The sequence below is a fragment of the Streptomyces sp. NPDC052773 genome, assembly GCF_044547145.1.
Taxonomy (GTDB): Bacteria; Actinomycetota; Actinomycetes; order Streptomycetales; family Streptomycetaceae; genus Streptomyces.
Map to the genome: position 1 here is coordinate 302,431 of NZ_JBITZX010000001.1, position 13,342 is coordinate 315,772.

General features: G+C 72.0%; 11 protein-coding genes. 7 read left to right on the forward strand and 4 right to left on the reverse strand.

All coding sequences use genetic code 11. From position 1 onward, the window contains the following. The first annotated feature begins 70 nt into the window (after positions 1-70). Positions 71-1,360, forward strand: a complete 1,290-nt coding sequence (locus ACIG0D_RS01360) for a citrate synthase (RefSeq protein WP_365757562.1) — start codon at positions 71-73, stop codon at positions 1,358-1,360. Between the two features lie 624 nt (positions 1,361-1,984). Here the strand turns inward: ACIG0D_RS01360 and ACIG0D_RS01365 are convergent. After that, a complete protein-coding gene (locus tag ACIG0D_RS01365; protein WP_399795542.1) occupies positions 1,985-4,276 on the reverse strand; it encodes a heavy metal translocating P-type ATPase in 2,292 nt (763 codons plus the stop codon). A gap of 88 nt (positions 4,277-4,364) precedes the next feature. Beyond that, positions 4,365-4,604: a heavy-metal-associated domain-containing protein gene (locus tag ACIG0D_RS01370; RefSeq protein ID WP_365757558.1), complete on the reverse strand. Its 240-nt coding sequence runs from the start codon at positions 4,602-4,604 to the stop codon at positions 4,365-4,367. A 186-nt stretch (positions 4,605-4,790) separates the two neighbouring features. Between ACIG0D_RS01370 and ACIG0D_RS01375 the strand changes: the two genes are divergently transcribed. After that, positions 4,791-5,834, forward strand: coding sequence for a zinc-dependent alcohol dehydrogenase family protein (locus tag ACIG0D_RS01375; RefSeq protein ID WP_399795543.1), 1,044 nt, complete (start codon positions 4,791-4,793; stop codon positions 5,832-5,834). On the opposite strand, the gene ACIG0D_RS01380 is transcribed toward ACIG0D_RS01375, so the two are convergent. Continuing rightward, positions 5,815-6,378, reverse strand: a complete 564-nt coding sequence (locus ACIG0D_RS01380; RefSeq protein ID WP_399795544.1) for a GNAT family N-acetyltransferase — start codon at positions 6,376-6,378, stop codon at positions 5,815-5,817. The genes ACIG0D_RS01375 and ACIG0D_RS01380 overlap by 20 nt on opposite strands. 64 nt (positions 6,379-6,442) lie before the next feature. Then, on the reverse strand, positions 6,443-6,643 hold the full coding sequence (locus ACIG0D_RS01385; RefSeq protein ID WP_399795545.1) for a helix-turn-helix transcriptional regulator: 201 nt from the start codon (positions 6,641-6,643) through the stop codon (positions 6,443-6,445). Positions 6,644-7,047: 404 nt separating this feature from the next. Here ACIG0D_RS01385 and iolC point away from each other — a divergent pair, with 404 nt between their 5' ends. The 5 genes from iolC to mmsA all read left to right on the forward strand — a co-directional run bounded on the left by iolC (position 7,048) and on the right by mmsA (position 13,333). After that, positions 7,048-7,998, forward strand: coding sequence for a 5-dehydro-2-deoxygluconokinase (iolC, locus tag ACIG0D_RS01390; protein WP_399795546.1), 951 nt, complete (start codon positions 7,048-7,050; stop codon positions 7,996-7,998). Positions 7,999-8,120: 122 nt separating this feature from the next. Next, on the forward strand, positions 8,121-9,029 hold the full coding sequence (locus tag ACIG0D_RS01395; RefSeq protein ID WP_399796337.1) for a deoxyribose-phosphate aldolase: 909 nt from the start codon (positions 8,121-8,123) through the stop codon (positions 9,027-9,029). A gap of 7 nt (positions 9,030-9,036) precedes the next feature. Next, positions 9,037-9,942: a 5-deoxy-glucuronate isomerase gene (gene iolB / locus ACIG0D_RS01400; RefSeq protein WP_399795547.1), complete on the forward strand. Its 906-nt coding sequence runs from the start codon at positions 9,037-9,039 to the stop codon at positions 9,940-9,942. After that, positions 9,939-11,816 (forward strand): 3D-(3,5/4)-trihydroxycyclohexane-1,2-dione acylhydrolase (decyclizing), encoded by a 1,878-nt coding sequence (iolD, locus tag ACIG0D_RS01405; RefSeq protein ID WP_399795548.1) that lies wholly within the window; start codon positions 9,939-9,941, stop codon positions 11,814-11,816. Before iolB ends, iolD begins: the two co-directional genes overlap by 4 nt. A gap of 14 nt (positions 11,817-11,830) precedes the next feature. Continuing rightward, positions 11,831-13,333 (forward strand): CoA-acylating methylmalonate-semialdehyde dehydrogenase, encoded by a 1,503-nt coding sequence (mmsA, locus tag ACIG0D_RS01410; protein WP_399795550.1) that lies wholly within the window; start codon positions 11,831-11,833, stop codon positions 13,331-13,333. Positions 13,334-13,342 lie beyond the last annotated feature (9 nt).

The following is a 13,342-nucleotide window of genomic DNA, read 5'->3' on the forward strand; positions in this document are numbered from 1 at the left end:
AGCCAAATGGGGGATGGTAGAGACAGTCAGGGCACCTCGAAGATGAGGCACTACGTCGGTGAGGGAAGACGTGAGCGACAACTCTGTAGTACTGCGGTACGACGGTAACGAGTACACCTACCCGGTGATCGACAGCACCGTCGGGGACAAGGGCTTCGACATCGGCAAGCTCCGCGCCCAGACCGGGCTCGTGACCCTGGACAGCGGCTACGGCAACACCGCCGCCTATAAATCCGCCATCACCTACCTCGACGGCGAGCAGGGCATCCTCCGGTACCGCGGCTACCCGATCGAGCAGCTGGCCGAGCGCTCCACCTTCCTGGAGGTGGCCTACCTGCTGATCAACGGTGAGCTGCCGACCGTCGACCAGCTCGCCGCGTTCAAGGACGACATCACCCGGCACACCCTGCTGCACGAGGACGTCAAGAACTTCTACCGCGGCTTCCCGCGGGACGCCCACCCGATGGCCATGCTGTCCTCGGTGGTCTCCGCGCTGTCCACCTTCTACCAGGACAGCCACAACCCGTTCGACGAGCAGCAGCGCAACCTCTCCACGATCCGGCTGCTCGCCAAGCTCCCGACGATCGCGGCGTACGCGTACAAGAAGTCGGTCGGCCACCCGTTCGTCTACCCGCGCAACGACCTGGGCTACGTGGAGAACTTCCTCCGCATGACCTTCTCGGTCCCGGCGCAGGAGTACGAGCTGGACCCGATCGTGGTCTCGGCGCTGGACAAGCTGCTGATCCTGCACGCCGACCACGAGCAGAACTGCTCGACCTCCACGGTCCGCCTCGTCGGCTCCTCGCAGGCGAACATGTTCGCCTCGATCTCCGCCGGCATCAACGCGCTGTGGGGCCCGCTGCACGGCGGTGCCAACCAGTCGGTGCTGGAGATGCTGGAGGGCATCCGCGACGCCGGCGGCGACGTCGACTCCTTCATCCGCAAGGTGAAGAACAAGGAGGACGGCGTCCGCCTGATGGGCTTCGGCCACCGGGTCTACAAGAACTTCGACCCGCGCGCCAAGATCATCAAGGCCGCCGCGCACGACGTGCTGTCCGCGCTCGGCAAGACCGACGAGCTGCTGGACATCGCGCTCAAGCTGGAGGAGCACGCGCTCGCCGACGACTACTTCGTCTCGCGCAACCTCTACCCGAACGTCGACTTCTACACCGGCCTGATCTACCGGGCCATGGGCTTCCCGACCGAGATGTTCACGGTCCTGTTCGCCCTCGGCCGCCTCCCGGGCTGGATCGCCCAGTGGCACGAGATGATCAAGGAGCCGGGCTCCCGCATCGGCCGCCCGCGCCAGATCTACACCGGCGTGGTCGAGCGCGACTTCGTTCCCGTCGAGGAGCGCTGAGCCGCAGCATCCCCAGGCCCCGTACCCGTGGAGGGTGCGGGGCCTTCCTGCGTCCGTGGGAAGGCCCGACGGGCGGGCTGCGGGGCCGTGGGGACCGTCGTACGGCAAGCGGAAGGCGCCCCGGTGCGCCGGTCCCCCCACGGGCCGGCGACCAGGGCGCCTTCCCATGTCCCGGTGCGGATTCCCCCCACGGGATCCGGCCGGGCGTCTGTGAGACCAGCGCCTGAATCGCTGTGAGCACAATGAGCAAAACTCATCACGCTCGGGTGTTGCGTGTTCACCTGTGATGTTGTGACTGCGGTCTGCCGGGACAGCGCACGCTGGGAGGGCCGCTCAAAGCTTCCCGGTGTACGTGCCCCGGCAACGCTCCCCCAAGCTCTCAACCGCGTTCGAGCAGGGAGGTACCCCCATCTGGAGAAGTCCCCCAAGACATCCCCAGATGCCAGCCGGCGCCCCCCAAGACGCCTTCTGACATCGCCAACTTAGACCTTCGAACCCCTTCGATGGTTACGTTCACATCACTGTGATCTGCGTCTCTTGCATATGTCCCAAAAGATGCGCAAGAGGCCCGATACGACGAACGGGGCTCAAGCGTAAGGATGATGCGCGAGCCTTGTGAAGAGCTTATGTGAGGCTTGCGCCGGATTGAAGGGGGGTCTCGCGGAACGTCCGCAGCCGCAAGCTGTTCGTGACCACGAAGACCGACGAGAACGCCATCGCCGCGCCCGCGATCATCGGGTTCAGCAGACCCGCCGCGGCCAGCGGCAACGCGGCCACGTTGTAGCCGAACGCCCAGACGAGGTTGCCCTTGATGGTGGCCAGCGTCCGGCGGGACAGGCGGATGGCGTCCGCCGCGACCCGCAGATCCCCGCGGACGAGCGTCAGATCCCCCGCCTCGATCGCCGCGTCGGTCCCCGTGCCCAGCGCGAGCCCCAGATCGGCGGTGGCGAGCGCGGCGGCGTCGTTGACACCGTCGCCGACCATCGCGACCGTACGGCCCTCCTCCTGGAGCCGCCTGACGACGGCCACCTTGTCCTCCGGCAGCACCTCGGCGATCACCTCGTCGACGCCGACCTCGGCGGCCACCGCCTCGGCGACCGTCCGGTTGTCGCCGGTCAGCAGCACCGGCGTGAGCCCCAGCGCGCGCAGCTCGCGCACCGCCTCCGCACTGGTCTCCTTCACGGCGTCCGCGACCGCGAGCACCCCGCGCGCGACCCCGTCCCAGCCCACCACCACGGCCGTACGACCGCCGCGCTCGGCCTGCTCGCGGGCCGCGGCCAGCTCCGGGGGCAGGGAGTCGAAGAGCCGGCCCACGGCCACCTCGTGGCCCTCCACGCGCCCGCGCACGCCCCGTCCGGGCACGTTCTCGAACCGCTCGGCCGCCGGCAGCTCCCCGGCCCGCTCCTCGGCGCCGGTGGCCACCGCGCGGGCGACGGGATGCTCGGACGCGTGCTCCAGGGCGCCCGCGAGCCGCAGCACCTGCTTCTCGTCGGCGCCCTCGGCGACGTACACCTCCTGGAGGGTCATCCGCCCGGTCGTCACGGTGCCCGTCTTGTCGAGGACGACGGTGTCGATCCGGCGGGTGGTCTCCAGGACCTCGGGGCCCTTGATGAGGATGCCGAGCTGGGCGCCGCGCCCGGTGCCGACCAGCAGCGCGGTCGGTGTGGCCAGCCCGAGGGCGCACGGGCAGGCGATGATCAGCACCGCGACGGCGGCCGTGAACGCGGCGACGGTGTCGCCGGTCGCGCCGAGCCAGCCGCCGAAGGTGACGGCCGCGATCAGCAGCACCACGGGCACGAAGACCGCGGCGACCCGGTCGGCGAGCCGCTGCACCTCCGCCTTGCCGTTCTGCGCGTCCTCGACCAGCCGGGCCATCCGGGCCAGCCGGGTGTCGGCGCCGATCCGGGTGGCCTCGACGACCAGGCGCCCGGCGGTGTTCACGGTGGCGCCGGTGACGGTGTCCCCGACGGTCACGTCCACCGGCACGGACTCGCCAGTCAGCATGGAGACGTCCACGGCGGACGCGCCCTCGACCACGGTGCCGTCGGTGGCGATCTTCTCCCCGGGCCGTACGACGAAGCGGTCGCCCACCGCCAGCCGCCCCACCGGGATCCGCACCTCGCGCCCGGACCGCAGTACGGCCACGTCCTTCGCGCCCAGCTCCATCAGGGTGCGCAGCGCGGCGCCCGCGCGCCGCTTGGCGCGGGCCTCCAGATAGCGGCCGAGGAGCAGGAACGCGGTGACACCGGCGGCGACCTCCAGGTAGATGGCGGAGGTGCCGTCGGTGCGGGAGACGGTGAGGTCGAAGCCATGCCGTATGCCGGGCATGCCCGCGTCACCGAAGAACAGGGCCCACACCGACCAGCCGAACGCGGCGAGCGTGCCGACCGACACCAGGGTGTCCATGGTGGAGGCGGCGTGCCGGGCATTGGTCCAAGCGGCCCGGTGGAAGGGCAGCCCGCCCCAGACCACGACGGGCGCGGCGAGGGTGAGGGAGAGCCACTGCCAGTTGTCGAACTGGAGGGCCGGGATCATCGCGAGCAGCACGACGGGGACGGCGAGGACGGCGGAGACGACGAGCCGTTCGCGCAGGGCCGCGAGCTGCGGGTCCGCCGCCGCAGGGTCCTCCGGCCGTACGTCCTCCGGGGCGTCGGCGGGGGCCGGGGCCGGCGGCGGGGGTTCCTGCGCGGTGTAGCCGGTCTTCTCGACGGTGGCGATCAGGTCGGCGACCTCGACCCCGGCGGGGTAGGTGACCTTGGCCTTCTCCGTCGCGAAGTTCACCGTGGCGGTGACCCCGTCCATGCGGTTGAGCTTCTTCTCGACGCGGGCGGCGCAGGCCGCGCAGGTCATGCCGCCGATCAGCAGCTCGACCTGGGAGGTCTCGGGTGCGTCTATGGGCGTGTCGGTGGTGGTCATGTCCGGGCTCCAGACGACGGACCGGACCGTACGCCACCATTGTCGGCGGAGTACGGCCCGGTGTCGGCGGTCGTGGCTTCGCTGCGGCTCAGGCGCGGCCGACCAGCTCGTAGCCGGCCTCGTCGACGGCGGCGCGCACGGCCTCCTCGTCCAGCGGCGCCTCGGAGACGACGGTGACCTCGCCCTTGGCGGCGACGGCCTGCACCGACGTCACGCCGGGGAGCTGGCCGAGTTCGGCGGAGACCGAGCCCTCGCAGTGTCCGCAGCTCATCCCGGTCACCTTGTAGACGGTGGTGACGGAACCCTGGGTGTCGGTCTGGGCGCTCATGTCGTTACTCCTCGTCGAGGCGTATGGGGTTGAGGGGGCCCGAGGGGGCCTCGCTGTACTCAACACTATACCCCTAGGGGGTATTTCTCAAAGAGGTGCCCGCCCCGAGTGGCCCGCCGTGTCGCCGCCGCGGACGGTTACCGTTCCCCGGCGAAGGCGACGGACGGCGACGGAGGGCGAGGACGCATGCGCGCGGTGGTGTTCGAGCGGTACGGGGAGCGACCCGAGGTCCGGGAGGTGGCGGACCCGCGGCCGGCGGAGCACGGGGTCGTGGTGCGGGTCGAGGCCACCGGGCTGTGCCGCAGCGACTGGCACGGCTGGCAGGGGCACGACCCGGACATCACCCTGCCGCACGTCCCCGGTCATGAGCTGGCCGGAGTCGTCGAGGCGGTCGGCGCCCGGGTGACCCGCGTGCGGCCCGGCGACCGCGTCACCGTGCCGTTCGTCTGCGCCTGCGGCACCTGCCCGGCCTGCGCGGCGGGCGACCAGCAGGTGTGCGAACGGCAGACCCAGCCGGGCTTCACCCACTGGGGGTCCTTCGCGCAGTACGTGGCCCTCGACCACGCCGACGTGAACCTCGTCGTCGTACCCGAGGAGATGTCCTTCGCCACGGCCGCCTCGCTGGGCTGCCGGTTCGCCACCGCGTTCCGGGCGGTGGTGCAGCAGGGGCGGGTGGCGGCGGGGGAGTGGGTCGCCGTGCACGGGTGCGGGGGCGTGGGGCTGTCGGCGGTGATGATCGCGGCGGCGGCCGGGGCCCGCGTGGCCGCGGTGGACATATCGCCGCGGGCCCTCGAGCTGGCCCGCGCGTTCGGTGCCGCGGAGTGCGTGGACGCCAGGCGGGTCGCGGACACCGCCGAGGCGGTCCGCGAGCTGACCGGTGGCGGCGCCCATCTCTCCCTGGACGCCCTCGGCTCGCCCGCCACCTGCGCCGCCTCCGTGAACGGGCTGCGCCGCCGCGGCCGGCACGTCCAGGTCGGGCTGCTGCCCTCACCGGACGGGACGACGCCCGTCCCGATGGCCCGCGCGGTGGCCCTCGAACTGGAACTCCTCGGCAGTCACGGCATGGCCGCCCACACCTACCCGCCCCTGCTGGAACTGGTCCGCACCGGCGCCCTGCGCCCCGACCTGCTCGTCACCTCGACGATCCCGCTCGCCGCCGCCCCGGACGCGCTCGCGGCGCTGGGTACGGCGCCCGGAGCGGGCGTGACGGTCATCGAACCGTGGAGCTGAGCGCGGCCCACTCGCGGTCGAGCAGGGCCATCAGCACCTCGTCCACCCACGCGCCGTCCCGGAAGGCGGCCTCCCGCCGCACCCCCTCGACCACGAAGCCGACCTTCTCGTAGACCCGCAGGGCGCGGTGGTTGTGGCCGTAGGCCTCCAACTGGATGCGGTGCAGCCCGAGCTGTTCGAAACCGTGGCCGACGATGAGCCGGGTCGCCTCGGTGCCGAGGCCCCGGCCCCGGCCGCGCGGTCCGATCAGGGTGCGGAAGGTGCAGCTGCGGGCCTGCGGATCCCAGTCGTGCAGCACGACCTCGCCGACGAGTTCGCCGCTCGCCCGGTCGGTGACGGCGAGGTCGAGGCGGTCGGGCTGCTCGGAGCGGGAGCCGTACCAGGCGCGCAGGCGCTCCGGGGTGAGGTCGGTGGACGGTTCGAAGGTGTACCGGACGACCTCGGGGTCGCCGATGATCTCCCACATCGTGGTGGCGTCGTCGGCGGTGAACGGCCGCAGCACGACCCGTTCGCCGGTCAGCACGGGTTTGACGGAGAAGTCCATCGCAGCACTGTGCCCCACGGCGAGGTGGGGGACGGAGTGATTTTCCGGCGGGGCGGGACCCGGGTCAGTCCTGTCTGCGCCTGCGGTTGCCCGGCCGGGACGCGACCCACGCCCGGACCGTGTCCGCGTACCAGTACGGCTTGCCGCCCTCGACGTGATCGGGCGGCGGCAGCAGGCCGTGCTTGCGGTAGGAGCGGACGGTGTCGGGCTGGACGCGGATGTGCGCCGCGATGTCCTTGTAGGACCAGAGCCTTCGGTCGGTCACGAGTTGCACCTCCCCGCGCGCGCCGCGGCGGCGGCCTGAGGGTGGCCGTCGGGGGAGCCGGGCGCTGCGCTGGCGATCGCCAAGCCTGTGGTCCGTCAACGACTCCGGGTGACCGTTGGGTAGGGCCTGTCGGGCGGGTGTGACCAGCGGTCCGCGCAGCCGGGACAACCGTGACACGCGGGTGGTGTTTGTGACGAAGGTGCAGCAAAGGCGTGCGCGGGGGTTCTGGCGCGGCGCGTTGACATCGGGTCGGTGGTGTCTGTGTGCGTGCGGGCCCGCGCCGCGCGTGCCGCTGACCGGAATATCTAGTCCGAATGTCTGGACAAACTATTGACAGGGTCGTCCGCCCACGACTAGAAACCCTCACAGAGCCGCGAAGGAGCGAGCGACGCGAAGGGATCTCGATGGCGTACGACCTGATCACCATGGGGCGCATCGGTGTGGACCTGTATCCGCTCCAGACCGGCGTCCCGCTCCCGCAGGTGTCGTCCTTCGGCAAGTTCCTCGGCGGATCGGCCACCAACGTCGCGGTCGCCGCCGCCCGCCTCGGCCGCCGTACGGCGGTGATCACCCGCACCGGCGACGACCCCTTCGGCACCTACCTCCACGAGGCGCTGCGCGACTTCGGTGTCGACGACCGCTGGGTCACCGCCGTGCCGGGCCTGCCCACGCCGGTCACCTTCTGCGAGGTGTTCCCGCCGGACGACTTCCCGCTGTACTTCTACCGGCAGCCCAAGGCCCCGGACCTGGAGATCGACGCCCACGAGCTCGACCTCGACGCCCTGCGCGACGCCCGGATCTTCTGGGTGACCGGCACCGGCCTGAGCGAGGAGCCCAGCCGTACGGCGACCCTCGCGGCCCTCGCCCACCGGTCCAAGGCGGGCATCACCGTCTTCGACCTGGACTGGCGGCCCATGTTCTGGCGGGACCCCGACGCCGCCCGCCCCTTCTACGCGGAGGCGCTGAAGCACACCACCGTCGCCGTCGGCAACCTCGACGAGGTGGAGGTCGCCACCGGCGTCCGCGAACCGCACGCCGCCGCCCGCGCCCTGCTCGACGCCGGGGTCGAACTCGCCGTCGTCAAGCAGGGACCCAAGGGCGTCCTCGCCGTCGACCGGCAGGGCGGGGCCGCCGAGATCCCGCCGCTGCCGGTGAACGTCCTCAACGGCCTCGGCGCCGGCGACGCCTTCGGCGGCGCCCTCTGCCACGGCCTGCTCGAAGGCTGGGACCTGGAGCGGATCATGCGGTACGCCAACGCCGCCGGCGCGATCGTCGCCTCCCGTCTGGAGTGCTCCTCCGCGATGCCGACGCCGGACGAGATCGAGGCGGCGCTGAGCGCGGGAGCGGTGCTGTGAGGGCGGGCCGGGTGACGAGCCCGCACCACGAGCCGGGCGACGGTCCGGGCACGGCGGGCGGCGGCACGGCCGGCACCGGGCCCCTCCCCGGGAGCGCGACCACCGGCGCGACCACCGCCGAGGTGCCCGCGCCCCCCGCCAAGGACATCCCCGCCATCGACGTCCCCGACCTGGTCCGCTTGCGCACCCACCACCCGGAGGCCATCGCCGAGGCCGCCGCCCGCCGCTCCCGCCGGCCCCTCCTCAAGGACAACGGCCGGCTGATGATCGTCGCCGCCGACCACCCGGCCCGCGGCGCGCTCGGCGTAGGGGGCCGGGAACTCGCCATGGCCAACCGCGCCGACCTGCTGGGCCGCCTCTGCCTGGCGCTGTCCCGCCCCGGCGTCGACGGCGTCCTCGCCACCGCCGACATCCTCGACGACCTGCTGCTGCTCGGCGCGCTCGACGGCAAGGTCGTCATGGGCTCCATGAACCGCGGCGGCCTCCAGGGCGCCCGCTTCGAACTCGACGACCGCTTCACCGGCCACCGCCCCGAGGACATCCAGCGCCTCGGCTTCGACGCCGGGAAGCTGCTCCTGCGGATCGACTACGACGACCCGGGCTCCCTCAACACCCTGGAGTCCACCGCACGCGCCATCGACGAGATGGCCGCCCGCCGCCTCCCGGTGTTCGTCGAGCCGTTCATCAGCCGCCGCGACCCGGACGGAGTGCTGCGCAACGATCTGTCCGCCGAGGCCGTGACCCGCTCGATCGCCATCGCCTCCGGCCTGGGCGGCAGCTCCGCCTACACCTGGCTGAAGGTCCCGGTCACCGACGACCCCGACGACATGGACCACGTCATGGCGACCTCGACCCTCCCGGCGGTGCTGCTGGGCGGCGAAGTGGGGGACGATCAGGACGGCGCGTACGAAAAGTGGCGTGGCGCCCTGCGCCTGCCCACCGTGCGCGGGCTGGTCGTGGGCCGGTCGCTGCTGTACCCGGCGGACGGCGACGTGGCCGCCGCCGTGGACACCGCCGTAGGACTGCTGTGAGGGCCGCATGAACAACGAGTTGTCCGCCCCCCACCAGGGCTTGTCCGCCCCCCACCAGGGCTCGACCGGCCCCCGACAGGGCTCGACCGGCCCCCACGAGGGCTTGTACGTCCCCCGGGGCTCCGCCGCCGACGCCGAACACGTGCTCGCCATCGACCCCAAGCGGGCCGGCTGGACGTACAGCAGCCTGCGCATCGTCGAACTCCCGCCCGGCGGCGGCCACACGCTGCTCGCCGGGGACAGCGAGTGGATCGTGCTGCCCCTCAGCGGCGGCTGTACGGTGCACGTGGAGGACCAGGTGTTCCAACTCCTGGGCCGGGAGGACGTGTTCGCGTCCGTCACGGACTTCGCGTACGTCCCCCGGGACACCCGGGCACAGATCGCCTCCGGCGCGGGAGGCCGCTTCGCCCTGGCAGGAGCGAAGTGCGAGCGACGACTCCCCGCCCGCTACGGCCCCGCGCCGGAGGTTCCCGTCGAGCACCGCGGCAGCGGCACCTGCGCCCGCCAGGTCCGCAACTTCGCCTCCGCCGACGCCTTCGACTGCGACAAGCTCATCGCCGTCGAGGTGATCACCCCGGGCGGCAACTGGTCGTCGTACCCGCCGCACAAGCACGACGAGCACCGGCCCGGCGAGGAGTCCGAGCTGGAGGAGATCTACTACTTCGAGATCGCCGGCCCGAACGGCTTCGGCTACCAGCGGGTGTTCCCCTCCCGCGAGGGCGGCGCCGACGTGCTCGCCGAGGTCCGCTCCGGCGACACCGTCCTCGTGCCGAACGGCTGGCACGGCCCGTCCGTCGCCCAGCCCGGCCACGACATGTACTACCTGAACGTCATGGCGGGCCCGGGCGAGACCCGGGAGTGGCGGATCTGCTTCCACCCGGACCACGTAGAAAGCACAGGGGGGTACCGATGACCGTCCGGCTCACCGTCGCCCAGGCACTCGTCCGCTTCCTCGCCGCCCAGTACACCGAACGCGACGGCACCCGGCAGCGGCTGATCGGCGCCACCTGGGGCATCTTCGGCCACGGCAACGTCGCCGGGATCGGCCAGGCGCTCGTCGAGTACGCCGACGTCATGCCGTACCACCAGGGCCGCAACGAACAGTCCATGGTCCACGCGGCGGTCGGCTACGCGCGGCAGTCGGGCCGCCTGTCCACGCACGCGGTCACGACCTCCATCGGGCCCGGCGCCACCAACCTGGTCACCGGCGCCGCCCTCGCCACCATCAACCACCTCCCCGTCCTGCTCCTCCCCGGCGACGTCTTCGCCACCCGCCCCGCGGACCCGGTGCTCCAGCAGCTCGAAGTGCCGTACGCGGGCGATGTGTCGGTCAACGACAGCCTGCGCCCGGTGTCCCGCTACTTCGACCGGATCACCCGGCCGGAGGCCCTGATTCCGGCGGCGCTGAACGCCATGCGGGTGCTCACCGACCCCGTCGAGACCGGCGCCGTCACCCTCGCCCTGCCGCAGGACGTGCAGGCCGAGGCGTACGACTGGCCGGAGGACTTCTTCGCCGACCGCACCTGGGTGGTGCGGCGGCCCGGTGCCGACCCGACCGAACTCGCCGAGGCCGTACGGGCGATCCGCGCCGCGCACCGGCCGCTGATCGTCGCGGGCGGCGGCGTCCACCACAGCCGCGCCGAGGCCGCCCTCGCCGAGTTCGCCGAGGCCACCGGCATCCCGGTCGCCTCCACCCAGGCGGGCAAGGGCTCCCTGCCGTACGACCACCCGCAGGACGTGGGCGGGATCGGCCACACCGGCACCGCCACCGCCGACGAGCTGGCCCGCGCCGCCGACCTGGTGATCGGCGTCGGCACCCGCTGGACCGACTTCACCACCGCGTCGAACACCCTCTTCGCGGGGGAGAACGTCCGCTTCGTCAACCTGAACATCGCCCCCTACGACGGCCACAAGATGGCCGGCCTCCCGCTGGTCGCCGACGCCCGCAGCGGCCTCACCGAACTGACGGACGCGCTGCGGCTGCACGGCCACCGGGTCACCGACGCCTACCGGGCCGGCTACACCGAGGCCAAGCAGCGCTGGGAACAGCGCGTCGACTCCGCCTACGCCGCCCACGACCCGGACGCCCGGCCCACCCAGACCCAGGTGCTCGGCGCGCTGGACGCCCTCGTCGACGAGCGGGACGTGATCATCAACGCGGCCGGGTCCCTCCCCGGCGACCTGCACAAACTCTGGCGGGCACGGTCCTACGACCAGTACCACCTGGAGTACGGCTACTCCTGCATGGGCTACGAGATCCCCGCCGCGATCGGCGTGAAGCTCGCCGCGCCGGACCGGCCGGTGTGGGCGCTGGTCGGCGACGGCACGTATCTGATGATGCCCACGGAGATCGTCACCGCCGTGCAGGAAGGCGTTCCGATCAAGGTCCTGCTCGTGCAGAACCACGGCTACGCCTCCATCGGCGGCCTGTCCGAGTCCGTCGGCGGCGAGCGGTTCGGCACCGCCTACCGCTTCCCGGCCGACGACGGCACCTACACCGGGCCCCCGCTCCCGGTCGATCTCGCCGCCAACGCCGAGTCCCTCGGCATGCGGGTGCTGCGCGCCCGCACCGTCCGTGACCTGCGCACCGCGCTCGCGGAGGCGCGCGCCGCCGACACTCCCACATGTGTCTACGTGGAGACCGAAACGGCAGACACAGTGTCGGGCGCGCCCGAGGCGCAGGCCTGGTGGGATGTACCCGTGGCCGAGACCGCGACCCGACCGTCCGCGGTCAAGGCACGTGAGCTGTACGAACGGCACGTCTCGACCCGACGCCGCCATCTGTGAAGGAGTAACTGGGCATGACGAAGATCGTCAACCACTGGATCGGCGGCAAGACCGTCGAGGGTGCGTCGGGCACGTTCGGGCCGGTCACGGACCCGGCGACCGGCGCGGTCACCACCAAGGTCGCGTTCGCCTCCGTCGAGGAGGTGGACGCCGCGGTCGCCGCCGCGAAGGACGCCTTCGCGACCTGGGGCCAGTCCTCGCTGGCGCAGCGCACCACCATCCTCTTCAAGTTCCGGGCGCTGCTGGACGCGCACCGCGACGAGATCGCCGAGCTGATCACCGCCGAGCACGGCAAGGTCCACTCCGACGCCCTCGGCGAGGTCGCGCGCGGCCTGGAGATCGTCGACCTGGCCTGCGGGATCAACGTCCAGCTCAAGGGCGAGCTGTCCACGCAGGTCGCGAACCGGGTCGACGTGGCCGCGATCCGCCAGCCGCTCGGTGTCGTCGCCGGCATCACGCCGTTCAACTTCCCGGCGATGGTGCCGATGTGGATGTTCCCGCTGGCCATCGCGTGCGGCAACACCTTCGTGCTGAAGCCGAGCGAGAAGGACCCGTCGGCGTCGATCAAGATTGCCGAGCTGCTGGCCGAGGCCGGTCTGCCCGACGGTGTCTTCAACGTCGTGCACGGCGACAAGGTGGCCGTCGACCGCCTGCTGGAGCACCCGGACGTCAAGGCGGTCTCCTTCGTCGGCTCCACCCCGATCGCCCGCTACATCCACACCACCGCCTCCGCGAACGGCAAGCGCGTCCAGGCCCTCGGCGGCGCCAAGAACCACATGCTGGTGCTGCCCGACGCCGACCTGGACGCCGCCGCGGACGCCGCCGTCTCCGCCGCCTACGGCTCGGCGGGCGAGCGTTGCATGGCCATCTCCGCGGTCGTGGCGGTCGGTTCGATCGGCGACGAGCTGGTCGAGAAGATCCGCGAGCGCGCCGAGAAGATCAAGATCGGTCCCGGCAACGACCCGGCGTCCGAGATGGGCCCGCTGATCACCAAGGCCCACCGCGACAAGGTCGCCTCCTACGTGGAGAACGCGGCGGCCGAGGGCTGCGAGGTGGTCCTCGACGGCACCGGCTACACCGTCGAGGGCTTCGAGGACGGCCACTGGATCGGCATCTCGCTCCTCGACAAGGTCCCCACCAGCGCCAAGGCCTACCAGGACGAGATCTTCGGCCCGGTGCTGTGCGTGCTGCGTGTCGACACCTACGAGGAGGGCGTCGCCCTCATCAACGAGTCGCCGTTCGGCAACGGCACCGCCATCTTCACCCGGGACGGCGGCGCGGCCCGCCGCTTCCAGCTGGAGATCGAGGCCGGCATGGTCGGCGTGAACGTGCCGATCCCGGTGCCCGTCGGCTACCACTCCTTCGGTGGCTGGAAGGACTCCCTCTTCGGCGACCACCACATCTACGGCAACGACGGCACGCACTTCTACACCCGCGGCAAGGTCGTCACCACCCGCTGGCCGGACCCGGCCGACACCCCGGCGGGCGTGGACCTGGGCTTCCCGCGCAACCACTGAGCCAGGCCC